This window comes from Streptomyces sp. bgisy027, assembly GCF_057710365.1.
Genome location: NZ_JBYIVZ010000091.1, coordinates 1 through 20,408 on the forward strand (window position 1 = coordinate 1; position 20,408 = coordinate 20,408).

The 20,408-nt window shown below is 66.8% G+C and carries 24 protein-coding genes and 1 pseudogene; 12 read left to right on the plus strand and 13 right to left on the minus strand.

Annotation, left to right across the window (positions count from 1 at the left end; genetic code table 11):
- Positions 1 to 693: pseudogene (locus AC3ETA_RS46150) on the minus strand (tyrosine-type recombinase/integrase); the annotation flags it as partial.
- Between the two features lie 219 nt (positions 694 to 912).
- Here AC3ETA_RS46150 and AC3ETA_RS46155 point away from each other — a divergent pair.
- Positions 913 to 1,536 carry a hypothetical protein gene (locus AC3ETA_RS46155; protein WP_432198882.1) on the plus strand — a complete coding sequence of 208 codons (624 nt, stop codon included), beginning with the start codon at positions 913 to 915 and terminating at the stop codon, positions 1,534 to 1,536.
- A gap of 63 nt (positions 1,537 to 1,599) precedes the next feature.
- Here the strand turns inward: AC3ETA_RS46155 and AC3ETA_RS46160 are convergent, their stop codons facing one another.
- The 6 genes from AC3ETA_RS46160 to AC3ETA_RS46185 all read right to left on the minus strand — a co-directional run bounded on the left by AC3ETA_RS46160 (position 1,600) and on the right by AC3ETA_RS46185 (position 5,464).
- Complete coding sequence (locus AC3ETA_RS46160; RefSeq protein WP_432198883.1) at positions 1,600 to 2,367, minus strand: protein kinase family protein; 768 nt, start codon at positions 2,365 to 2,367, stop codon at positions 1,600 to 1,602.
- A 104-nt stretch (positions 2,368 to 2,471) separates the two neighbouring features.
- Positions 2,472 to 2,612 (minus strand): hypothetical protein, encoded by a 141-nt coding sequence (locus tag AC3ETA_RS46165; RefSeq protein WP_432198884.1) that lies wholly within the window; start codon positions 2,610 to 2,612, stop codon positions 2,472 to 2,474.
- Between the two features lie 5 nt (positions 2,613 to 2,617).
- Positions 2,618 to 3,727, minus strand: a complete 1,110-nt coding sequence (locus tag AC3ETA_RS46170; RefSeq protein ID WP_432198885.1) for a radical SAM protein — start codon at positions 3,725 to 3,727, stop codon at positions 2,618 to 2,620.
- Positions 3,728 to 3,834: 107 nt separating this feature from the next.
- Complete coding sequence (locus AC3ETA_RS46175) at positions 3,835 to 4,023, minus strand: hypothetical protein (protein ID WP_432198886.1); 189 nt, start codon at positions 4,021 to 4,023, stop codon at positions 3,835 to 3,837.
- Positions 4,024 to 4,188: 165 nt separating this feature from the next.
- On the minus strand, positions 4,189 to 4,737 hold the full coding sequence (locus tag AC3ETA_RS46180) for a DUF6415 family natural product biosynthesis protein (protein ID WP_432198887.1): 549 nt from the start codon (positions 4,735 to 4,737) through the stop codon (positions 4,189 to 4,191).
- Complete coding sequence (locus AC3ETA_RS46185; RefSeq protein WP_432198888.1) at positions 4,730 to 5,464, minus strand: hypothetical protein; 735 nt, start codon at positions 5,462 to 5,464, stop codon at positions 4,730 to 4,732. Before AC3ETA_RS46185 ends, AC3ETA_RS46180 begins: the two co-directional genes overlap by 8 nt.
- Positions 5,465 to 5,699: 235 nt before the next feature.
- Here AC3ETA_RS46185 and AC3ETA_RS46190 point away from each other — a divergent pair, with 235 nt between their 5' ends.
- Positions 5,700 to 7,061 (plus strand): DNA-binding protein, encoded by a 1,362-nt coding sequence (locus AC3ETA_RS46190; RefSeq protein WP_432198889.1) that lies wholly within the window; start codon positions 5,700 to 5,702, stop codon positions 7,059 to 7,061.
- Here AC3ETA_RS46190 and AC3ETA_RS46195 read toward each other — a convergent pair whose 3' ends face one another.
- Positions 7,062 to 8,075, minus strand: coding sequence for an NAD-dependent epimerase/dehydratase family protein (locus AC3ETA_RS46195; RefSeq protein WP_432198890.1), 1,014 nt, complete (start codon positions 8,073 to 8,075; stop codon positions 7,062 to 7,064). It abuts the gene before it with no gap.
- Positions 8,076 to 8,831: 756 nt separating this feature from the next.
- Here AC3ETA_RS46195 and AC3ETA_RS46200 point away from each other — a divergent pair.
- Together AC3ETA_RS46200 and AC3ETA_RS46205 are read left to right on the plus strand one after the other, a co-directional pair.
- Entirely contained in the window at positions 8,832 to 9,014 is a 183-nt protein-coding gene (locus tag AC3ETA_RS46200) for a helix-turn-helix domain-containing protein (RefSeq protein WP_037891253.1), read from the plus strand.
- 122 nt (positions 9,015 to 9,136) lie between these two features.
- A complete protein-coding gene (locus AC3ETA_RS46205) occupies positions 9,137 to 10,333 on the plus strand; it encodes a tyrosine-type recombinase/integrase (protein WP_432198891.1) in 1,197 nt (398 codons plus the stop codon).
- Positions 10,334 to 10,351: 18 nt separating this feature from the next.
- Here the strand turns inward: AC3ETA_RS46205 and AC3ETA_RS46210 are convergent, their stop codons facing one another.
- Positions 10,352 to 11,617 carry a competence protein CoiA family protein gene (locus AC3ETA_RS46210; RefSeq protein ID WP_432198892.1) on the minus strand — a complete coding sequence of 422 codons (1,266 nt, stop codon included), beginning with the start codon at positions 11,615 to 11,617 and terminating at the stop codon, positions 10,352 to 10,354.
- 200 nt (positions 11,618 to 11,817) lie between these two features.
- On the opposite strand from AC3ETA_RS46210, the gene AC3ETA_RS46215 reads away from it, so the two are divergent.
- The 6 genes from AC3ETA_RS46215 (at position 11,818) to AC3ETA_RS46240 (ending at position 14,977) form a co-directional block, all read left to right on the plus strand.
- A complete protein-coding gene (locus AC3ETA_RS46215) occupies positions 11,818 to 12,141 on the plus strand; it encodes a helix-turn-helix domain-containing protein (protein ID WP_432198893.1) in 324 nt (107 codons plus the stop codon).
- Entirely contained in the window at positions 12,128 to 12,646 is a 519-nt protein-coding gene (locus AC3ETA_RS46220) for an ImmA/IrrE family metallo-endopeptidase (protein ID WP_432198894.1), read from the plus strand. Before AC3ETA_RS46215 ends, AC3ETA_RS46220 begins: the two co-directional genes overlap by 14 nt.
- A 166-nt stretch (positions 12,647 to 12,812) precedes the next feature.
- Positions 12,813 to 12,965 (plus strand): hypothetical protein, encoded by a 153-nt coding sequence (locus AC3ETA_RS46225; protein ID WP_432198895.1) that lies wholly within the window; start codon positions 12,813 to 12,815, stop codon positions 12,963 to 12,965.
- A 209-nt stretch (positions 12,966 to 13,174) separates the two neighbouring features.
- Entirely contained in the window at positions 13,175 to 13,435 is a 261-nt protein-coding gene (locus AC3ETA_RS46230; RefSeq protein ID WP_432198896.1) for a multiubiquitin domain-containing protein, read from the plus strand.
- Positions 13,410 to 14,579, plus strand: a complete 1,170-nt coding sequence (locus AC3ETA_RS46235; RefSeq protein WP_432198897.1) for a ThiF family adenylyltransferase — start codon at positions 13,410 to 13,412, stop codon at positions 14,577 to 14,579. The genes AC3ETA_RS46230 and AC3ETA_RS46235 overlap by 26 nt, the downstream gene beginning before the upstream one ends.
- A complete protein-coding gene (locus AC3ETA_RS46240; RefSeq protein ID WP_432198898.1) occupies positions 14,576 to 14,977 on the plus strand; it encodes a ubiquitination-like system serine protease family protein in 402 nt (133 codons plus the stop codon). The genes AC3ETA_RS46235 and AC3ETA_RS46240 overlap by 4 nt, the downstream gene beginning before the upstream one ends.
- 25 nt (positions 14,978 to 15,002) lie before the next feature.
- On the opposite strand, the gene AC3ETA_RS46245 is transcribed toward AC3ETA_RS46240, so the two are convergent.
- Both AC3ETA_RS46245 and AC3ETA_RS46250 read right to left on the minus strand, forming a co-directional pair.
- Positions 15,003 to 15,188 (minus strand): hypothetical protein, encoded by a 186-nt coding sequence (locus AC3ETA_RS46245; RefSeq protein WP_488187673.1) that lies wholly within the window; start codon positions 15,186 to 15,188, stop codon positions 15,003 to 15,005.
- A 49-nt stretch (positions 15,189 to 15,237) separates the two neighbouring features.
- Positions 15,238 to 15,489, minus strand: a complete 252-nt coding sequence (locus tag AC3ETA_RS46250; protein WP_432198900.1) for a hypothetical protein — start codon at positions 15,487 to 15,489, stop codon at positions 15,238 to 15,240.
- Between the two features lie 320 nt (positions 15,490 to 15,809).
- Between AC3ETA_RS46250 and AC3ETA_RS46255 the strand changes: the two genes are divergently transcribed.
- Positions 15,810 to 16,196: a hypothetical protein gene (locus AC3ETA_RS46255; RefSeq protein ID WP_432198901.1), complete on the plus strand. Its 387-nt coding sequence runs from the start codon at positions 15,810 to 15,812 to the stop codon at positions 16,194 to 16,196.
- A 493-nt stretch (positions 16,197 to 16,689) separates the two neighbouring features.
- Here the strand turns inward: AC3ETA_RS46255 and AC3ETA_RS46260 are convergent, their stop codons facing one another.
- Positions 16,690 to 16,947, minus strand: a complete 258-nt coding sequence (locus AC3ETA_RS46260) for a hypothetical protein (RefSeq protein WP_432198902.1) — start codon at positions 16,945 to 16,947, stop codon at positions 16,690 to 16,692.
- Positions 16,948 to 17,108: 161 nt separating this feature from the next.
- On the opposite strand from AC3ETA_RS46260, the gene AC3ETA_RS46265 reads away from it, so the two are divergent.
- A complete protein-coding gene (locus tag AC3ETA_RS46265) occupies positions 17,109 to 17,732 on the plus strand; it encodes a response regulator transcription factor (protein WP_432198903.1) in 624 nt (207 codons plus the stop codon).
- On the opposite strand, the gene AC3ETA_RS46270 is transcribed toward AC3ETA_RS46265, so the two are convergent.
- A complete protein-coding gene (locus tag AC3ETA_RS46270; RefSeq protein ID WP_432198904.1) occupies positions 17,729 to 20,182 on the minus strand; it encodes an AAA family ATPase in 2,454 nt (817 codons plus the stop codon). The genes AC3ETA_RS46265 and AC3ETA_RS46270 overlap by 4 nt on opposite strands.
- Positions 20,183 to 20,408: the final 226 nt, after the last annotated feature.

Consider the following 20,408-nt stretch of genomic DNA (forward strand, 5'->3'; position numbering starts at 1 on the left):
CTTGGAAGTGGCGATCCACAGGGCGACGCCTTCCTCTTCCACGTCGACGTCGGCCTGTAGCAGGTCGGCGAGTTCGATGCGCCTGTTTAGGGCACCGCGGCCAAGGACGAGCGCGCACCGGTTGCGGATGCCGATGGGATGCCGTTGGTCGCAGGCGGCGACCATGGCGCGGAACATGTCGTCGGTGATGGCCGGCGCCTTCTTCACCCGGTTCCGCCTGCCCCACGTCTTGCGGTACTCGTTGAGCATGCCGCGCGCCACCTTCGTTCCCGGCCGGGCGTCCTCCGGCTGCCACGTACGAATGGCGGACATGTGGGTCCCAATGGTATTCGGTCGGTAGTCGCGGGCGATCATGCTGGCGACGTATTCGATGAATGTGGCCGTCGTGCACGGCCGCGCCACGCGGCCCATCTCGTTACACCAGCGCTCGAAGATGCCACGCTGGCTGCGATAGTTCTTATCGGTGTTCGCTGGCGCCGACGCCTTGTCGATGCGGTGGGCGGTCTCATCGGAGACGTAGAAGTCGCGCGCGGTGTACGTCGGCCGTTCGGTGACGGGAAGCTCTCCCGGCCGGAGGACGGTGTGCCGGTCGACCAGGGGGCGTGCCGGGGCGGTCGGCTCGGCGAGAGCCGGCAGCAAGCCGACCTTGTCGACCAACTCGGCGTCGACTATCTCCACCAGCTCGTCACTCACGGGCGCCCCCAGTATCCGTTGCCCTTTGCCGAGGGCTTGTGCCCGTTACAGGGCAGCCCGGTCAAGCAGCCACGTATAAGAGAAATTATACGTGGCTGCTGTCGGTAACGTGCCACGAACATGCGCTAGTTGCTGGTCTGTCAGACCTCGCTGACAGACCGGTACACGTACCTGCCGGCGGACGAGATGCCGTGTCAACTCGGGCTACAGTCCTGGCGCATGGACATCCCATGGGGCGAGATCGCCACCTTCTCCACGGCCGCGCTCAGCGCGGTTGCTACAGCTGGCGCGTGGCTGGCTGCCCGCCGCTCTGCGAAGACCGCAGAGACGTTGGCCCGTATTGAGCAGGACCGCTGGCACGCGGAACGGTTGCCCCAGTTCCGGGTCGCCATCGAGCGGGGAGAAGGCGATCGAGCAACCCTCAGCGTGCGGCTGGTGGGCCCGGTTCCTCTGCGGCACTTGGACGAGATCCGCATAGAGATCGCACCCAGCGACGACATGTCGCGGGTCGCACGCCTTCCCGGAGGCCCGACCCAAGAGGAGTTGGATGGCCAGGTGTGGGGCCCGCTCCGCTTCACGCACGGGGCCGACGGCGCTGACGTCAACGGGAAGTCTGTCGCCCCCTTCGCCCTGGAAGTAGGCAAGGGACGACCGTTCAGCATCGAGCGCACCAGGCCGCCCCACTGGCAAGAAGGAAACGATCGGGATGCCCGCTGGCGAGACCAGTGGCTGAACGAGCCCATGCGTCTCGTCCTCACCTGTCGGCGTGAAGGCTTCAAGCCCTGGACGGCGCCTTGCGATGTGGAGGTTCCTGAGGCTCCGAGCGTTCGCTGGATCGGTTAGGTACGCCGGATCAAGCGTCCACGGCGCACCGCGAGATGACACGCCCCGCATCACGAACCGGGATCAAAGCTTGCCGGTCCGGTGCATGGCCCAGGTCTGTGCAGCGCGTTGCATGGGCCTCGCCCAGTCGTCTGTGCTCTGGTGCGCGATGGAGTCCCACAGTCGGCGCTGAACAGTGGCGAGCACGTCGAGGCCGGCGGGCGGGGCCAGCTCCCATGCCGGGTGCGCGGCGGCCTCGCTCTCGGCCTGTCCGGGGGTGTGGCCGTGGGCGATGAGCCACAGCAGCCACAGTGCCGGATCCATCCAGGCGGCTCCGAGGGACGCCCATCCCCAGTCGACGAACAGGGCGCCTCTGCTCGACATCAGGACGTTGTGAGGGTTCCATTCCGTGTGAAGCAGGCTGTTCCCTGCGAACCACGACAGATCAGCCGGGTCGTCAACGTACTTCCGGAGCCGGTGAGGCATGGACTTCAACTCGATGCCTGGGGCTGGAACTTCAGCCAGGCGCGTCATCGCGGCCATGACCGGGGGAAGGTCGGTTGATCCGGTCGTGAAGTCGGCATGGCGACCGGCGACATATTCGAAGGCGAGGAGACTCCACCCGTCGTCTTCCATGTGCCAGTGCAGCTCGGGGGCGATGCCCCGCACGTACCGGTTGACGTCCGCCTCGCGTTCCTGCGTCCAGACCCAGGGGTGATCGAGCGGCAGGCCCTTGACGAAGAGCGTGTGATCGGTCGTGCGTACGTGGGCAGCGATGGCGCTGTTCAGGCCAGCGCTCACGATCCTGACGTCGGCAATCGGACCGCTGGCCTTCTCGATCAGGCGCAGCACGGCGTCCGGGAGCTCGGTCAGACGTGGGGTGGGCATTGGAGCCTCCAAAAGGGGGAACGCTGCTGGGGCCGCGCCGACGCGCGGCCCCAGCAGGGTGGTTCGGTTCAGTTGTACGGGTTGTCGTCGCCGCAGCCGGGGGTGGTGCCCGCGGTCAGCGCCTCGACGTCGGCGACCAGGACGATCCCGTCCGGGTTCTCGTCGACGGGCTCCGGCTTGCGCGTGATCTCGACCATGACGGCGTCCATAGTGCTTACCTCATTCCGTGTTGGCAGTAGTTGGCCAGTGGTGCCTTCGCGTCCTGGAAGACCCGTGCCATCGGCCTGCACACCCGACACGTGCCGGACAGTTTGCAGCCGCTGCATCCTCCGGTGAGAAGCATGAGGGACTCGGCGATGCCGCCGAGTCGTGCCAGACCTTCCACGCCTTCGGCGATCAGGTCGACGTTTGGTTCGCGGCCGACCTTGCAGATCGAGGCCTTCCCGAAGGGGTCGGCGTGGAAGAACGTGTGGCCGGCGGGGCAGCCGGTGAACGGTGCCCGGTTGGTGAGGTACTGGGGTGACTGCGACGGCAGCGGCTCGGCGCCGCCGTGGAGCGTGGGAGAGATGTTCGCGTACTCGCGGAACGGCACGCGGAGCTGCCTGGCCCAGTCCCGCATCGCCTCGACCTCGTGCTCGTTCTCCCGGACGATGATCAGGCTGAGGTCGATGTTCAGGCCTGCGGCGACGGCGTTGGTCAGGCCCGCGCGGAACCGGGTGAAGGCGCCCTTCCTCCGGGTGACCGTGTCGTAGGTGTCGGCCGTCGCGCCGTACATGCTCAGCGTCAGCTTTGACGGCGGGTAGGTGCGTAGGAGGTTCAGGACGTGGTCCTTGTGCAGCCGGGACCCGTTCGACAGGATCTCGACGAGCATGCCCAGTTCGTGTGCGAGGCGGTACGCCTCGGGGAAGTCCGGGTCGATGAGGGGTTCGCCGCCGGTGATCTGCAACCAGATGACGCCCGCGTCGCGCATGACGGCCAACAGCCTCCGCTTGCCCGCCATGTCCAGGCCCTCGAACTGCTTCTTGCCGAGGTAGCAGAGGGGGCAGTCGTAGTCGCAGCCGAGGTTGATCTCCCACGTCGCCCGGCTGACCGCGTACGGTCCGGCGTCGCGGAACAGGATGACCTCACCGGCGCTTTGGCCGGCCAGGTCGAGGTGCCACTGCGCGAGGACGGCGTCGACGAGCCACTTCGGGACCGTGTTGGGTACCGCTGCCAATGTGCGCAGTTCATCGAACTTGGTGTGTGGGAGCTGCACGGCCTTGGTGCTGCCCGGCCGCAGGATGAGGCGCCGCCCTCCGAACGGTGTCGCAACGAGCTGGTGCACGCCGTCTTCCCTTCGCCTGGGAGCCGTTGGGTTGGGGGACCCGGCGCGGGGAGGAGTGAAGAGCCGTGGGGGATACGGTGTCGTCCCTTGCTCCCCGCGCCGGGAGTTCATGCGATGGCTGGCTGGTGCGCCATGAAGTAGGCGAGCGCCTGCCGTTTGAGGCGGTCGAGGCACGGCTCGCACGCCATGAACGGGGCGTGTTGCCCGTCCCACTGGACCGGGCCGAGCCAGATCACCGGTACTCCGTCGCCCTCGCACCCGAGCCAGCAGTCGCCGGTGATCCATTGCCGCTCCACGGGCTGGCCTCTCCTTCTGTGTTCGTGAACGGATCCGGCCGCCCACCCTTGGGAAAAGCGGGCGGCCGGACTGCGCGCCTCCCTCCCCGACGGGGAAGCAGGAAAGGAGGCTTTCGAACCGCCCCGACTCCGGGCTGCACGGACATCGGGAGGCGGGGCGGCAGCTCAGACCGCGCGTAGCTGCCTTCGCCGCTGCGCGGCGAGGACGGCGCAGCTGTCCGTGTGCCGGTACCCGCGGATGCCGCCGCTCGACTCCGCGAGGAACACGGCCTCTTCGAAGCCTTCACCGTCCTCTATCGGCTCGCAGCAGCCGCCGCAGATCCTCCGGCGGACGGCCGCCTCGATCTCGTCCTTGCCAGTCGGTTCGCCGAGCGGGCCGGGGTGCTCCCAGAGCGTCAACAGCGCGCGGACAGTGGTGGCGAGGTCATAGAGGTGGTGCGCGCGTACAGGCGAGCCGGCAGCCGGGTCCGTCGCGAGCGTCTGATGAGCACGGACGAGGCAATGAATCGCGATCGCCCGCATACCGGAGCGCTCGGAACGCATCCGTGCGGCGAGCCCCATGACTTCCGGAATCAGCAGCCCAACATGCCCGGCGAGCTGTTCGCACGTCTTGTCGAGCTCCGCGGCCGTCGGCAGGAACGGCTCCCAGAGGACGTCCGTATAGGCCTTGCGGATCGTCTTCGCGTCGATCGGAACGGGCCCGCTGTCACGCACAGGCCGCGCCTTGGTTCATGGCGAGTCGCCGCCGGCCGACGGTGACGAGCTGCGAGATCGCCTCGACGGTGCAGAGATCACCAGGGCCGTCCATCGGAACGGACCAATAGCACCAGTGGTGATTCGGCTCGGTGAACCCCGCTCGCGGCACTCCGAGATACGAGTCGCGTCCGAGGCACTCGGCCTCGGGCGAGTGCCGATGCGCGGCCCACTCGCGGCGTCGCTGCGTACTCGGAGGAACGAGCGCGTAGTAATTGCCGCTGTGCGTGTCGACGAAGACGGGGCCACCGAAGAGCGCTCGAGCGAGGAACGCGTCAATCTTCTTAAGCTCGCTGTTCTCGTCGACTCCGGCTGCCGCGCGGACGAGGCGGCCCTTCATGCGGACGGCAGCGAAGACAGCACCGCACTTGAGCAGAGCGATGCCGCCCTCCCGCCACTGTTGCCGCACTCGATCGCGGCCTTCGGGTTGGGCAGAGCAGAGGAGCCAGGTCGTCACAGCTGCCTCGCGTTCATGCTGGGTCGCGATGTGAGGTTTGCCGTCCTGAGTCAGCCCTCTCGCATCCTCTTCGCCGAGGAGCTCGGGCTCGATCTCCTCCTCCGCGTACACGTCGAAATCGTTCACCGCACGGCCTCTCGTGTCCGGACACAGCACGTTCGCGACGGCCGCGGCGGGCTCGGAGATGGTGGGGGCGGTGGGTTTCTCCTGCGTGGTGTCTGCTGTTGTCATCGTCACGCCTCGGTCGGGGAGCGGGGAGAGGAAGCCCCGCCCGCGGGGTTGCCGATCAGAGTTCTCCCTCTCCCCGTAGCCCCGCCATGTCCTTCACGGGTGCCTCTAAGGCACTTCTGAGTGACCGTCATAGCATCGGGGTAGCTTTGAAGTTGCTTCTACTCGGGGCGTGTTGCCACGCAGGGAGCCGGAGGTATCCCCTTCCCAAGAAGGAACCGATCCGAGGACGCGCTGGGTGAACGGCGCCGGAGAGTGGGGCGGTATGAGCGGCCAACCGAACACACTGCTCAAGCTGCTGTGTGACCAGGAGCGGCTGACGTACCGCAAGTTCAATGCGCGGTTCACAGAGACCGGCGTGGAACTGTTCGGCCAGAACCCCAACCTCCCGACTTGTGGAGAGCCTCAGTTTCGGCGCTGGACAGCCGGCAGGCTCGTGGGCCTCCCCGGCGCGGATACGTGCGCGATTCTTGAGCGCATGTTTCAGGGCTACACCGCGGAGCAACTGTTTGCGGATCCGTCCAAGGTCATCGGTTCCCAGGTACCCGCATACGACCTGGATCTGGAAGAGCGAATCGGAATGACTGCACGTGAAGCCCATGAGGGCGCCGACGCATCCGCCGGCGCATCCATCTCTGATACGACCATCGACGAGCTCCAGGACCGGGTCTTCGGCCTCGCACGGAGGTACCACCGACTCGCGCCGGTGACGGCTTTTGACGAGGCTGAGGAACTACGCCAGAAGGTGGACCGCCAGAAGGACCGCACGGAGGTGCCCGCGCAGCGCCAAGTCCTGTTGATCCTCAGCGGCCAGGTGGCGGCGATCATGTCCTCCGCCTCCTTCGATCTCGGCTACCTGAGCCATGCAAGGACGTTCGCCCGCACTGCAGCCTTGTACGGGGAGAGCACCCGGTTCACCCCGTTGCGCGCCTATGCGGACGGGAGCCTGGCGTATATCGCCTACCACGCCGGAGACACCACCGAGGCCGTGTCGAAGGCCGAGCGCGCGCTGGGCTACAGCGGGCTCGGCGATGTCGCCGAGCGCCGTCTACACGCGATTCAGGCACGCGCTCACGCCCACCTCGGCGACATCACGTCCGCACAGCGCGCAATGCGCCTTTCCCAGGAGGCTGGCCGCGACCGCGTGGATGAGCTCCACGACACGGTGGGCGGCGAGTTCGGGTTCACCGCCGAGCGATTGGCGATGTCCAACAGCACCACCGCGCTCATCATCGGCGACGGCGGCCAGGCCGAGGCCTCCGCCCGACAGGCGCTCACCCTCCTCGCGCAGAAGTCGACGGATGCGCAGTCCGCCCACGTTCTCGGCGGGGCGGCGACCGATCTGGCGTTGGCGCGTCTCCTCGCCAACGATGTGGACGGCGCCGCCGAGGCATTGACACCAGTGTGGGAGATTCCGCGCGATCAGCGGATGACGGGCATCGTGGTCCGCACCGCCCGTGTCCATCGTCACCTCACTCGGCCGGCGTACCACGGCGCCCATCTACCCGGACAACTCCGGGAGCGGATCGAGGACTTCAACCACGTGTCACCGCCGTACCGGATCGGCCCGCACGTCGGGCTCCTCGCCATCGAAGCCTGATCACAGGGAGGCGAGGATCTTCGCCTCCCTGTCCGGGGCGATCCCATGTTCCGCCCACCGCGGGTGGTCCACGGGACGCCCATCTCGGGCAAGCCACGCCCAGGTGTCCCGGATCGTCTCAACGACCGGCCGACAGCGCAGGCCCTCAGCGAGGGCACGCCCTGAGTCAACCGACCACACACCGGCGTGCGTGCGCCACAACGGCAGCTCCGTCCACTGCTTCACGCCCTGCTCGATCAGGACGTTCGGCTCCACCCACACCGGGACTCCCGTGCTGTCCGTCACCGCCAGGCACTCGCCGAGGAAGTCAGCGAAGGTGATCCCCTCGGGATGGGTGACGTTGTAGCCGCCGCTGCCCGTGCTCGCGGCCTGTTCCAGCGCGAACTCCGCGACGTCCCGAACATCGACGGGCTGGATACGTTGTCCAGCCGGGGCCGGGGCCACGATGCGCCCGCCGCGCTTGGCCCTGCTCAGCCACCAAGGCAGACGGCCGACGTACTCACCGGGCCCGAGGATCACACCCGGCCGAACGAGCACCGCGGCGTTCCCGAAGACGTCTGTGACGGCTCGTTCCCCACCTGCCTTCTGGAACCCGTAGGTGGTGGGGCTGCCGTCCTCGCCCGTGTATCCATACGTCTCGTCCGCGTCCGCCGGGCACTCCAGCAACGGCGAGGCATCCGTCAACGCTCGGTGCGGCCACCCCTCATACACGGACACGGTCGAGATGTGGACCCACCGGTGCGCGGCTGCCCGGAGCGCCGTGGTGGACAAGAGGACATCGAGGGGCGCTAGGTCGGAGCTGGATGTATCGATCACGGCGTCCCACGGACCGTGTCCTGCGAGCCGCGTCAAGTCCTTCCGGACTGTACGGTCACCGCGGACTGGCTCGACTCCTTCGACGTCCGGGCCGGATCGCCCACGGTTGAAGGTCGTGACGGCCCACCCCCTCGCGAGTGCTTGCTCTGCAATGGTCTTGCCGAGGAACCAAGTTCCGCCGATCACTAGAATGCGCATGGCTCCGATCCTGCCGCCTCACGGGGAGCCGGGGGAAGCGGGACCTTCCTACTCGGGGCGAGTAGAACCGCATGCACTCCGCACGGCTCGGGCGTTGCAACCCATGACGGGCTGGGGTCAGCGATGGGACCAGCGCACCCGGCATCAGGCAGCCCGGGTACCGGAATGACCTGGCCGGGGGTGCCGTGCCGCCGGATGGCATTCGTCCTCTACCGCCTGTGCGTGCCTGGCGAAGTGTGGCGACCTCGGACATTGGCCTGCTCGACAAGGCGTATTCGGCCCGTGCCATCAGGCCGAAATCGGAATTCGCCCCAAGCAGATGAAGCTCGATCTCCTGTCTGGAAATCTGTGCGAACTGCGCGGCGATACCAACGCCATTACTGAGGCTGTTCGTTGCTTCTGTGCCCGGCGTCTTCAGTGCAGGCATTCGCCCACGGCAGACAAGAAAGGTTTACAGAAGACTGGAACCTGCGCTGGGGACATGTCAACGTACAACGTCCCGGGAAACACCAGTTCAGAGGGGAGGGGCCGGGTTTGTCTTTGGTGTTCGTGACGGACGACGCGATCCTCCGCCTCCGGTCGTATCGGCCCACCTGCGCTCTTCGGCGGGGGACGGTCCGCGAGGCGTCCTGTGCGGGGGCGCAACATATACCACGAGGGCCGGTTAGCGAAACCGGCGATTGTGACGACCATTGGGGGTGTTCGCAGAAGTTGAGTTCGGCGGCGAAGCCGTCCCGCACGACAGAATGGTTTTGAATGCCGCAGGGTGGAAGCTATCGACTCCTGACTCCGGCGGAGGTCGCCGAGTGGTTGCAGGTGAGCGAGATGACGATCAAGAACAAGTACCGGGCCTGGGGGATCAGGCCCCAGAAGGTTGGAAGGTTGCTGCGGTTCCGGGAGCGAGATGTCGTCGCGTACTTGGAGTCCAAGTACGGCTAAGCCGTGGACGTAGTTCCGACTGAGAAGGGAGAAATTTGGCTCGGGTCTTCCAAAAGTGCAAGGAAGATGAGAAGAGTACGCACTATCCGTGTGTCACCAGTAGGTGCGGCCACCCGTGGACTGTGCGATACCGGGAGCCTGGCGGCAGGACGGGGCGCCAGCGGGAGAAGTCTTTCGACAAGTATGGGCCGGCCGACAAGTTCGCGGCCAAGGTCGAACGTGAGAAGGACCTCGGAACCTACATTGCACCAACTGGGTTCTTGACCCCTTTGGTGGCGGTGTACCGGGAGTTCATCAAGTCTGGCGACCGGGTTGGCGGAACCCGATATCAGTATGAGACCAGCCTGCGGCTGCACGTGGAACCGTATTTCACGAGCAAGCCCATCGGGGCTGTGAAGCCCAGGGACTTGAAGGATTGGCTCCGGTGGATGGTCGAGGAACGTGGCTACGAAGAGTCAACTGCGGTCAACCGCTACGAGACGCTCAGCGGCGTCTTCAGCTACGCCGTGGCCAACGACTACATCACCAAGAACCCGTGCCATCACGTGAGGACCGGCCGTCAGCGCGTCAAGCGCAGGGCAAGGAAGACCATCCGGCTTCCGACCCTTGCCGAGATCGCGGCGATAGCGGCTCATCTGCCGGGCCCGTATCAGCTGTTGGTCTGGCTCATGGCGGGGTGCGGACTGCGGGTCGGCGAAGCCACCGCTGTGACCTTGCAGCAGTTCGACTTTGAAGCCGGCACTCTTTACGTCGATCGTCAGATCACGCAGGACGGAGTGAACGAGGAGCCGAAGACCAAGCGGCAGCAGGCCATCACCAAGGGCCGTGGGCGAGCCCACACTATCCGCCATCTCAAGTGGCGCGACCATGACGAAGGGCGTGCCGTGCCGCTTCCACGGACGATCGAGGCGAAGGTGAAGGAGCACCTGCGGTTGTATGGCACCTTCCGTGTGGAGAAGGGACTGAACCGCATGGGGGGCGACTACCTCTTCGCCAACGTCGGGCGGACCAACATCCTCATGTACTCGCTGGTGGACCGGCTGTGGCGCAACGCCAGGAAAGCAGCAGGCATAACAAGGAAGATCACGACGCACTGGCTGCGCCACTTCTTTGCTTCGGCGGGGCTCGCCAGAGGGGTGCCCGTGACGGACATGGCTGAATGGCTAGGGCATCGGGATCCGAAGATCACTCTTCAGACCTATGCTCACGTCATGCCTGACGCTCCGGATCGCCTGAGATCTGTGATGGACGCCGTCTTCAACCTGGAGACAGAGCTCAATCTGCCGCTCCAGTTCGAATCGGTTGTGGAGGCGGCATAGCCGGCACGGGCACCTTGCCTACCGACTCCGGGAGATGAGACGGCAGGCGGGACAGGCCATGGGACTGCGGGGGCCGTAACGGTGGATGGGGGTGGCGCAGAGCATGCAGGGACCGATCTCCCAGGGCGGGCACTTCAGGTCCGCAGCGACCATCAGGCGCTCGCGCGCAGTGAGGCGCAAAGCAATAGGCCTGCTGGGCTGGAGCAGGCTCTGGTCGGGGGCGTGGTCGAAAGTGTGCAGGCCGGTCGCCGAGCTCAGGTCCCGGTGCGGGCGCGGGCCGTTGGTGTGAGGGCCTTCCTCTCCGTAGCGACAGGAACTGTCGAGTTCCCGTTCGGTGTAGGTGACTGGCTCGTCGTCGGCTGTTCCGGACTCGGGCGGGACATCGGTTTCGCCGGTGATCTCGCGCCAACGCCGGACGTCACTGGCCAGGGCCCACAGATAGGAGGCACGCCGGGCATCGTGCCGGTTGCGGGAGCGTACCGGTAGGTGTTCCCCGTCTGCGCTGGTGACGATGAGTTCGTCCAGCTGTGTGGCGCGTTCCTGGGGCAGGCACAGGGCGGGCAGGAACCAGCCGCTGTGCCACTTCCCGCAGGTGCTGCCGGTCTCGGGGCAGGGACGCTCGCTACTGGGAGTGCATTTCCAGATCTGCAGGTGGCGGACCCCGCCGCGGATGATGAGGGCCAGCGGGGAGACGATCCGCTGCCAGGGCACGTCGTCGACGCGGGTCCAGGGGGCGCGGTCGATGAGAGCGGACGTGTCGTCCGCGGTGACCCACAGGGGTGCGATGTTGCGCTCGCGGGCCTTGGCGGAGCGCCGACGTACGGTGTTGGCGGTGATGGGGGAGTACTGGGCCTCCCATCCGACGCGGGCGCCTGCTCCGGTCACTAGCACATCGGTGATGACCCGCCCGTCCTGCGACCGGGCCTCGGTCTGCACTTCCAGTCCGTGCCGCGCGGCGGTGCGCGCGATCCGTTCCTTCATCGCCTTGTGTTTGTCGCTCTCCTGCGGTGTCGCCGCGTGGGTGAGCGGTAGGTGCGCCGCCACCCACGTCACGTGGCCGTTGCTGCGCTGGCGCCGTACGAACATCCACGGTGTCTTGCCGGCCAGGGCGCACTGGCACTCCTCGCCCCGGTAGTCCTTCAGGCACTGCAGCAGGTCCCGGGGCCGCTGCCCGACGGGCTGGGTGATCTCTTCCAGCAGCCCGGCGTAGTCCGGGTTGTCGAGGTCCTCGTACGTCAGGTTGATCTCGATGCCGTGCCCGGTGTGAAACACCCCGTTGGCCATGAAAACGACAGTAGATCGCGGTGCAGGGTGGTGGAAGAGCGCCTCTGCCTGGGGAGCGACCGCCGAAGCAGTCTTCCGGTGAGCGCTGCTGGGGCGAGGCGAGTGGGGTTTTCCGTCCGGGGACGGGACGCCGCTGTGGTGGTCTTGGTGAGGGTGGGCTAAGTTGGAATGTCAGTGTGGCTGTCATCGTGGGGAGTCGTGTGGACGACGCTGAGCGGGATTTCAATGCTGAGATCGGACGGAGGGTCCGGGGGGCGAGGGCGCGGGCCCGGTTGACGCAGGAACTGCTGGCCCGGAAGACGGGACTGACGCGCGGGTCGATCACGAACATCGAGTCCGGTGCGCAGGCTCCGCCGCCCTACCGGCTGGTGCGTCTGGCCGCGGCTCTGGGAGTGAAACCGGCCGATCTCCTGCCGGGGCTGGAGGAGCCCGGTCACGTGGCCGAGCTGCCGGAGTATCTCGCGGACACGGTGGCAACCCTTGCGACGGCGGTCGACCGGAGGACACGCGATGGCCAGGTCTGACGCGGAGGCGCGGGCACTGCTGGCGGAGTTCGGCATCGCCGAGGCGCCCATCGACCCCGTGCAGCTTGCCGAGAAGCTGGGCGTGATCGTCCTGCCGCAGGACATGCCGGACGACGTCTCCGGCATGCTGCTGCGTCGCGAAGGCGAGCAGGTCATCGGCGTGAACCAGAAGCATCACGTCAACCGGCAGCGTTTCACCGTGGCGCATGAGCTCGGGCATCTGCGCCTGCATCGCGGTCGTCCGCTGATCCTGGACACCGACACCCGGGTCAACTTCCGTGACACGGTCTCGAGCATGGCCACCGACCGCGAGGAGATGGAGGCTAACCGCTTCGCCGCCGCCCTGCTGGCCCCCGAGCCCCTGGTGCGCCGCGCGGCACGCGACGCCGAGTTCCGCACGGCCCAGCAGTTGGTGCGCCTGATGGCCGTGTACTTCGAAATGAGCGACATGGCCATGAACTACCGGCTCATCAACCTCGGCGTCATCGCGGATCCCACGGCGTAGAGCCCAGCCGGTCCGCAAAGAGGCCGCCCCGCAGCGGGCGGCCTCTTTGAGCAGATGTATGACAGTAAAACTGTCTCTCAAAAAATGTTGCCTGAGTGAGGCTGTCCGTGCTGCACTGCTTGCAGGCAGCAGAGGCCTCCGAGGCCTCTGGGACAGGAGGTTCTTCATGTCCGGCAAGTCCAGCAAAGCGAGCGGATCAGGCGGGAAGCGAGGCCGGAGCGCGATCACGGGCCGGTTCGTCAAGCAGTCGACGGTACTCAGGAACCCGTCGACGACGGTGAACGAGCGCGCGTCGCGCGGCTCGAAGAAGAGCAAGTAGGCGGGCTTCGCGCCCGCCTCTCGCATCTTCCGGCCCGCTGCGGCGGGCCGGAGAAGGGAAAGCCGTCACGGCGACGGCGGACAACCAGAACCAGGACACGGGCCGCACGACGCAGACGATCCCCGTTGTCTGGCCGTCATAGTCCCCGACGGCAGTGACCGCTCCTGGCGACCTGCCAATAGGACACCGCACATCACAGGAGGAACCCCATGGCACATGACGAACACGGACACCATCCCGTCCTGATCACTGTCAACGCCCGTTCGTACGGCTGGGAGGCGAAGGAGATCACCTTCGAGCAGGCCGTCGAACTGGCCTACCCCGGCCAGCCGCCGACCGAGCAGGACACCTACACGGTCCGCTACAGCCGCGGCCACGACGGACACAGCTCGGGCAGCCTGACGGCCGGCCACAGCGTGAAGGTCAAGAACGGAATGGTCTTCGATGTCTACCGCACTTCTCGCTCGTGACCCGGACCTGTCGCGCCTGCTCGACGACGGATACGACGTCGTCCTGCAGGCGGGGCACCTGATCGCCCGTCACATCCCCTACGTCACCCAGACGCGCAGCATCGACTACGGCTTCCTCGCCTACCCGGTGACCGTCAGCGGAGACCGTCTCGTCTCCAGCACCGACCACCGCATCTGGTTCGCGGGATCGACCCCGTGCGACGAGCACGGCCGACGGCTCCCGCTGGCCACTCCCGAAGCCCGCGCCATCACCGACGGGCTGCAGGCGCAGTTCATGCTCTCCAGCAAGCCGGGCCCGGCCGGATACCCCGACGAGTACACGAAAGTCACCGCCTACGCGCGTATCATCGCCGACCAGGCCCAGGCGATCGACCCGGCCGTCACGCCCACCCCGGGCGCGGCCTGGCAGGAGATCGACGACGACACCCCGTTCGCCTACCGGGACACCGCGACCTCGCGCGCCGGCCTCGCCGTGGTCAACCGCCGCTACCGCGGCCACCACATCGTGATCGTCGGCCTGGGGGGCTCCGGAAGCTACATCCTGGACCAGGTCGCCAAGACCGAGGTCGACACCATTCGGCTCATCGACGGCGACAGCTTCGACAACCACAACGCCTTCCGGGCACCCGGCGCGCCCACCCTCGACACACTGCGCAGCCGCCCCAACAAAGCCGCCTACTTCGCATCCCTCTACTCGCACATGCACCGGCACATCACCGCCCACGAGCAGTACCTGGACGAGGACAACCTCGCCCTCCTCGACGGGGCGACCTTCGTCTTCCTCGCCTCTGACGACGCGGCGAGCAAACCCGCCGTCATGGACTGCCTGGAGACCCACGACGTGCCGTTCATCGACGTCGGCATGGGCATCGAGGAGATCGACGGCCGGCTCAGCGGGCTGCTCCGCGTGACGACAAGCCTGCCCGGACGGCGTGAACAAGCACGCGGACGGATCCCCACCCCGGCACCCGAACGCGACGCCTATGCACGCAACATCCAGACCGCAGACCTCAACGCCCTCAACGCGCTCCTCTCCGTCAATCGCTGGAAGCGTTTCCTGGGCACCTACGCAGACGCGACCGATGAAGGCTTCGCCACCTACTCGCTGATCACCAACGAGATTGCCAACGAGGACCTTCCATGACCGCTGTCAGCCGCCTGCGCCCGGCATTCGTCGAAACCTTCCCGGCCACCATGGACCAGGGAGTGCTGTACATCTCCATTTCCTACCGCACCTGCGGTCACCTGTGCTGCTGCGGCTGCGGAGAAGAAGTCATCACACCACTGTCACCGGCGCAGTGGTCTTTCACCTTCAACGGCGAGACGGTGTCCCTGGCCCCCTCGATCGGGAACTGGGCGCTTCCTTGCCGGTCCCACTACTGGATCCGCGAGGGCGAAATCCGTTGGAGCCGACGCTACTCGGACACGGAAATCGCCGCCAACCGTGAACGCGACCGCCGTCGGCTCGACGAGGCCAGTGCCGACGCTGCCCCCACACCGTTGGCCAGGCTGCGTCGGCGCCTGGACCGATGGCGTCGATAAGGGGATGTTTCGGCGGCCGACGTGGTCATGAGGGGTCCTCGAGGCGGATCGCGTGCAGGTTGCCATGCTTGGTGGCGATATACAGAACGCCACCCCATAGCTGGGGAATGCCCTGCTTGGCAGGATCCCAGAACAGGCCTGCGTCGATGTCCACAAGACGGCGACGGGTTTTAAGATCCCAGCCCTGCAGCACTCCCTCGCGACTCACCACCCGCCGGGCTGCTCGTGGTCGGCCTGCTCCAGCAGAGCGCTGAGTGGCCTCACATGTCCCCGAGGACCTCGCGGCGGGCGGCTGCGGCCTTACGGTTCAGCGCGCTGGTCATGCGGAAGAGGGCGACGGTCAAGGCAAGGAACCCGGCGACGAGCAGCACCTGCGTGATGACGCTGAGGATGGATACGTTGCGAGTGCCGTATGCGATTACCAGGAGAATGAAGTTCCCGCAGATCCAGGCGAACCAGATGCGGAGCTTTTCGACCCTGACCGCGGTCTGCACTTCTCTGTAGGTGGGCACTGCGTCTCCCCCCAACGACGGTGTTGGCGAGAGCATTATGGCTGCGTGTGCGCCAACTGTGCGGTGATGTGACGGTGTTGTGACGCGCCGTTGCCGGGCGGCGGTGTTTGGTGGCAGGCAGAATGGCTCGGTGGTTGATCCGAGCAGCGTCGCCGCGTCCGCGGCCGCGAAGACAGTGGCTTCCGTCCTCACGAAGAGGCGCCAGTCGAAAGTTGGCCTCCGGCTGGGCAGTCGAGATGAGCGGCGTCAGGTGTACGCGCGGTTCCAGGCGGCAGTGACGGACTCGTACCTGGCCTTCACATCGGTGCACCTGGAGTCAGATGTACTCGACATCCCTGAAAGGCCTGAAGCGCAACCTCGTTCTCGCGCCGTTCAAAGCAGAACGGCTGGCTCTGCATACACTGCGGGACCAGCGTGCTCACCATGGTGAGTTGCTCCAGGCGTACCTGGACCTCCGCCTGGTGGCCAACCCTGGGCCGCTTGAGGCCGCCGACCAGGTCCTCACCGCGCACGGCGCAGTGATGGATCTCGGGCTGGAGTCAAGCCGCGACGCGGTGGCGGACGCGGTGAACTCTGTCGTTGCCCGGCAACGTGAGTTCACCGACGTCTGCCGGGACGATCTCTGGTATCGGCCGAAGAGCTGGCAGCCCTATCGAAGAGGCTGGCTGGCGGCCTGGCGATGGCGTCGGCGGCAAAGGGCTACGTGATAGTGCTGGTCCAGTTCGGGTCTTCGCTGAGGAAGCTACCGCTCTCGACCCACGACATGCATGGCTCTCGTCACTGCACTCGCGTCGTCGAGCTTCTCGATCGCCCAGGCGTGGTCCATGCTGCGAGGGTGCTACACATTGGTGATGAGATCGGCTCGAGAGGTGGCATGAGGCCGCCCCACTAGTAGCGGTTTCCGACGCGGTGAGGCGGCCACCCGTCAACCAGCCACATCCCCGGTGTGGAAGATTCGGTTCAGGCGGTGGTCCAGGACTGTGGTGGCGGACTCCGCACTGCGCTGGCAGACGAGGATGCTGGTGCCGAGACGAGATCGTGGCCGTGGTCAACTCCTCGCCCACGGTGTGACGGGTAGATGGCACCCACGAGTTCGTGGTTCGGCTGGCTAGCGAGGCCGGTGGCTGGCGTACTCGGTCGGCATGACCATTGCGGAGCACATCCACCACGCCGTTCTCAAGTGCGGCTTCCAGGCGATCGTCAACGGCCGAAGGGCCACAGCGAGAGTTTGCTGCGAGGCTTTCCGAGGACCCTGCGCACCATGTGCTTGGGAATGTCGTGGCGGCCCCGGCCGTAGTAGATCTCTGCGTACACCTCGTCGGGCGTGAATCTGGGGTTCTCCGCTGCGACCTGGCGAATGTAGCGGGTCTTGGCGTCGTCTATTCCGCTATCGGCCGGTGGGGTACGGCGCCGGACGCGCCGATGGATGCGGCGACCAGAATTATCGAAGTAGACCACGCGCGCCTCCCCCAAGCGTCGTCGGACGGTCCGACGCTAGGGGAGCGCAGCGTTGCGGGTCCATGACGGATCGTGCGCATCCATGACCGTCCGCTGGCGGGTTCCTGCCTCACCCTAAGCTGTCGGCTGCCGTTCCGGCAGGTAGCGAGGGGCACAGGGAGGTGCAGGTCACGGCAACCGTTCATGTCGCGGTCCTGGACCCCCTGCCGATGTTCCGGCGTGGCGTCGCAGCGTCGTTGTCGAGCCTGGGGCACCTCGTGGAGGAGCCCGCGAACGCCGAAGCCTGGTTGCGTGAACGCCCGGGCGGGGTGGTGCTGCTGACCCTCCACTCCGCGGAGGACGTGGACCAGCTGACCGCTCTCTGCAGCCTGCGTCCCCGTCCACTCGTCGTCGCACTGCCGTCCGCTGACGACGCCTCACTGGGCGTACGAGCCATGCGTGCCGGTGCCCGGTCGGTGGTGGCGCGCGAGGCGACGGCTTCGGCGCTACAACGGGCGGTATCCGCGACCCTTAATGGCGAGGCCGTCATGCCGGCCAACGTGGCCGCTCTCCTGGTGGCCGGCCGCGGCGGTCGGGTCCCACGCGGCTCGGCTCCCTCCGCGGAGCAGATCGCCTGGTTGCGCCGGCTCTCCGACGGTTGGACCGTGACGCGGTTGGCACTGGACACCGGCTACTCGGAGCGGGCGATGTACCGGCTGCTGCGGGCGCTCTACCAGAAGATCGGCGTCGGTACCCGCCTGGAGGCCATCATGCTGGCACAGGAGAAGGGCTGGTTCGAGAACTAACCGGCGCGGCCTGGTCGGATGCGAGCCAGCTCCGTGAGCACCGGCTCGAGGCGCGGGTCGCCATGGGCAAGGGTCTCCACCATGAACCTCAACCGGTCGTCCAGCCCGGGTGTCCGCTCAGCGGGCTTCGGCCGTGCCCGACGGAACGCCTCCAGCGCCGTCGCAGGATCCGCGTCGTTGAGGAGGACCGAGTGACACCGGGCGATCCCGGTGAAGTCCCAGGCGGGCAGGTCGTTCTTGTCCGCTGTGGTGCGATGGCTCGTCTCGTCGTGGAGTTGCTGGAAGAGATCCCTCGCAGTGCCTACGAGACCGGAGCGGTGCGCGATGATCCCCCGCAGAGCGAGTTCCACGGTTTCCCGGCCGGCCACCCGGTAGCGGGCCGACTCCTCGATCGCCTCTCGGGCCGCGGGGAGATCGTCCATGTGCACGTGAGCGAGTGCCAGTACGGTCAGGGCCCGTCGCAGGTTGATCGGATCACGGTGGTCGCGCGCTATGTCGATTGCCTGCCGGGCCGCCGATCGTGCCTCGCCGTACCTGTCCCGATAGAGGTGCAGGTTGGCCGTCGCGTTGAGGAGGTCCGCCCGTGCCGAAGGTTCGGGGCGGGCTGTGATCAGCTCGCCACATCTGGCCAGCATCGTCAGCGCGTCCCGGATCTCGTTCAGCTCGGCGTACCAAAGGGTCAGCCTCAGCGCGGCGTCGGACGCCAGTCCGGGATCAGCCTCGCGGGCGGCTCCGAAAGCCGACAGAGCATCCCCGATAGCGTGTCGGTAATCGCCCTGCCGCTGTCGGCAGTCGGCCAGTCCGATCAATGCGGCAGCACGGTCGCAACCGTCGTCGTCCTCGCCGGCCAGCCCCAACGCCCACCCGTAGTGCTTCTCGGCTTCCGCGAGGTGGTCGTGTTCCCAGAACATGAAGCCCATGTTGATGTGGATACGGCGTATCGCCTCACGGTGCTGGTCCTCTTTGGCGATGGTGAGCGCGGTCCTGTAGGCCGACTGGGCGGCGGGGAAATCGCCGCTGTACGAGTAGATGTCCCCCAGTGCGGCGAGGTTCATCAACTCGCCCTCTCGATCGTCACCCAGCCGGCCACGCACGGCTTCCCGCTGGGTACGCAGCTCTGCCCCGCTTCCCCAGAGGCGCACCAGATCGTCCATCGACTCGATGAGGCTGTGTGCCTGGTCGTGCATTCCGGCCCGCAGCCAGACGTCGACTCGCGCGAAGTGCATGTCCAGGTCGACAATGCCGTGAACGTCGTCCTCGTCCTTCTGCATGAACTGCAACACCTTGGCCGCTCGCAGGAGCAGGCCGCGCCGAGTGGGCGGCTCGCCCTCGTCCGTCCATCGGTCACCATCAGCCAGGCGGCTGAGGACCGCTCCGATCTCGGTCTTTCGCAGATACCGGCGGCCGTCCCGGCGCTCCAGGACGAGACGGGCCGCTACGAGCGCGCGCAGGGCCGGCTCGATCTGCGGTGCCGGCACATACGGCTTCAGGACGGCGATGACGGCTTCGGTGCAGGCCGGGATGCCGAGGGCCGCCAGAGCTTCCGCCACCCGCTGTTGTCCGGAGGGAAGGTGGTCGACGAACCGGTGCACCAGGAGCTGATGCACCTCGCTCGCCGGCACAGAAGACAGCCACGCTCGGATCTGATGGACCTTCAGCCCCGGCGGATCACTGCTGAGGACCGCATAGAGCAGTTCAGCGAGCCGTGGGTTGCCGGCCAGCCGGCCGTGAATGTGCCGCAGGTCGCCCTCCGGCAGGGCAGCCAGGCCGTACCTGTCGCTCCGGTCGAGCATGGCGAAGTGCTCCCGCAGCGAGGGTGGTTCGAGGCCCTCGAGGCTGATCGGGCACGCCGTGTCCGTCCACGCCACGCCTGTCGTCGCCTCGGGCGCGTGCTGCGTCACGAGAACGACCTTGACGAGGGAGTGCGGTCGGCCTTGCACAGCCTCCAGTGCCAGGTCGAGCTCCGAGTCGCGCAGGACGTGCCCCTCCTTGAGGAGGTTCTCCGCCGAGTCGATCACGATCACCGGCCGGGTGCCGTCGATGCGGTCCAGGGCGATCTCCAGACGTGCCCGTGCAGAGGGGCCGGCTACCTGGCCCGACCCAGGTGGTTCGATGTCCTCGATCAGGGTCGGCACACCGATCTCGCCATACGGTGTGGCGTCGTGCCAGCGCACCGCCGAGGCCTCGTCGTCCGGATCGCCCCAGCCCAAGTCGGCGAGCACTTCGCGCACGAGTGCCGTCTTGCCTATCCCCGCCGGGCCACTGACCACGATGACGGAGGTGACCTGATCGTCCAGCGCCGCGCGGAGACGGCTCCGCTGATCCGTGCGGTCGACGAAGATGGATCCGCCCCGCGCGGGCAGTCCGGTTGCCCGCGTCACCACCGTGTCAGTCGCCCCGAGGATCTCTCCCGCGTCGAAGCTCATCGACAGGGCCCCCCGGGTATCCATCGGCCCGAGCAGAACCCGAGTGAGCCGGCCTGCCAACCGCGCGCACCAGCGACGCGCATCCGCCGTACCGTTCGCGTATGCGCTGTGCAGCATCGCCTGGGCGAGTAGGGACACTTTCAGCTGCTTGTACCACTGCTCCGCTTCACAGTTGTTCCTGACGACGAACCGGAGGGCGGGCTCCCGAAGCGCATCAATGATCTTTCGCACCCTGCCCGGCATGCCGTCA

What these genes read in the sequence shown, in the direction of transcription:
- AC3ETA_RS46185 (WP_432198888.1), bottom strand. Translation starts at nt 5,464, where the DNA reads ATGACAACAGCAGACACCACGCAGGAGAAACCCACCGCCCCCACCATC.
- AC3ETA_RS46255 (WP_432198901.1), top strand. Translation starts at nt 15,810, where the DNA reads ATGTACTCGACATCCCTGAAAGGCCTGAAGCGCAACCTCGTTCTCGCG.
- AC3ETA_RS46220 (WP_432198894.1), top strand. Translation starts at nt 12,128, where the DNA reads ATGGCCAGGTCTGACGCGGAGGCGCGGGCACTGCTGGCGGAGTTCGGC.
- AC3ETA_RS46155 (WP_432198882.1), top strand. Translation starts at nt 913, where the DNA reads ATGGACATCCCATGGGGCGAGATCGCCACCTTCTCCACGGCCGCGCTC.
- AC3ETA_RS46235 (WP_432198897.1), top strand. Translation starts at nt 13,410, where the DNA reads ATGTCTACCGCACTTCTCGCTCGTGACCCGGACCTGTCGCGCCTGCTC.
- AC3ETA_RS46225 (WP_432198895.1), top strand. Translation starts at nt 12,813, where the DNA reads ATGTCCGGCAAGTCCAGCAAAGCGAGCGGATCAGGCGGGAAGCGAGGC.
- AC3ETA_RS46165 (WP_432198884.1), bottom strand. Translation starts at nt 2,612, where the DNA reads ATGGACGCCGTCATGGTCGAGATCACGCGCAAGCCGGAGCCCGTCGAC.
- AC3ETA_RS46210 (WP_432198892.1), bottom strand. Translation starts at nt 11,617, where the DNA reads ATGGCCAACGGGGTGTTTCACACCGGGCACGGCATCGAGATCAACCTG.
- AC3ETA_RS46270 (WP_432198904.1), bottom strand. Translation starts at nt 20,182, where the DNA reads ATGGATACCCGGGGGGCCCTGTCGATGAGCTTCGACGCGGGAGAGATC.
- AC3ETA_RS46195 (WP_432198890.1), bottom strand. Translation starts at nt 8,075, where the DNA reads ATGCGCATTCTAGTGATCGGCGGAACTTGGTTCCTCGGCAAGACCATT.
- AC3ETA_RS46200 (WP_037891253.1), top strand. Translation starts at nt 8,832, where the DNA reads ATGCCGCAGGGTGGAAGCTATCGACTCCTGACTCCGGCGGAGGTCGCC.
- AC3ETA_RS46230 (WP_432198896.1), top strand. Translation starts at nt 13,175, where the DNA reads ATGGCACATGACGAACACGGACACCATCCCGTCCTGATCACTGTCAAC.
- AC3ETA_RS46240 (WP_432198898.1), top strand. Translation starts at nt 14,576, where the DNA reads ATGACCGCTGTCAGCCGCCTGCGCCCGGCATTCGTCGAAACCTTCCCG.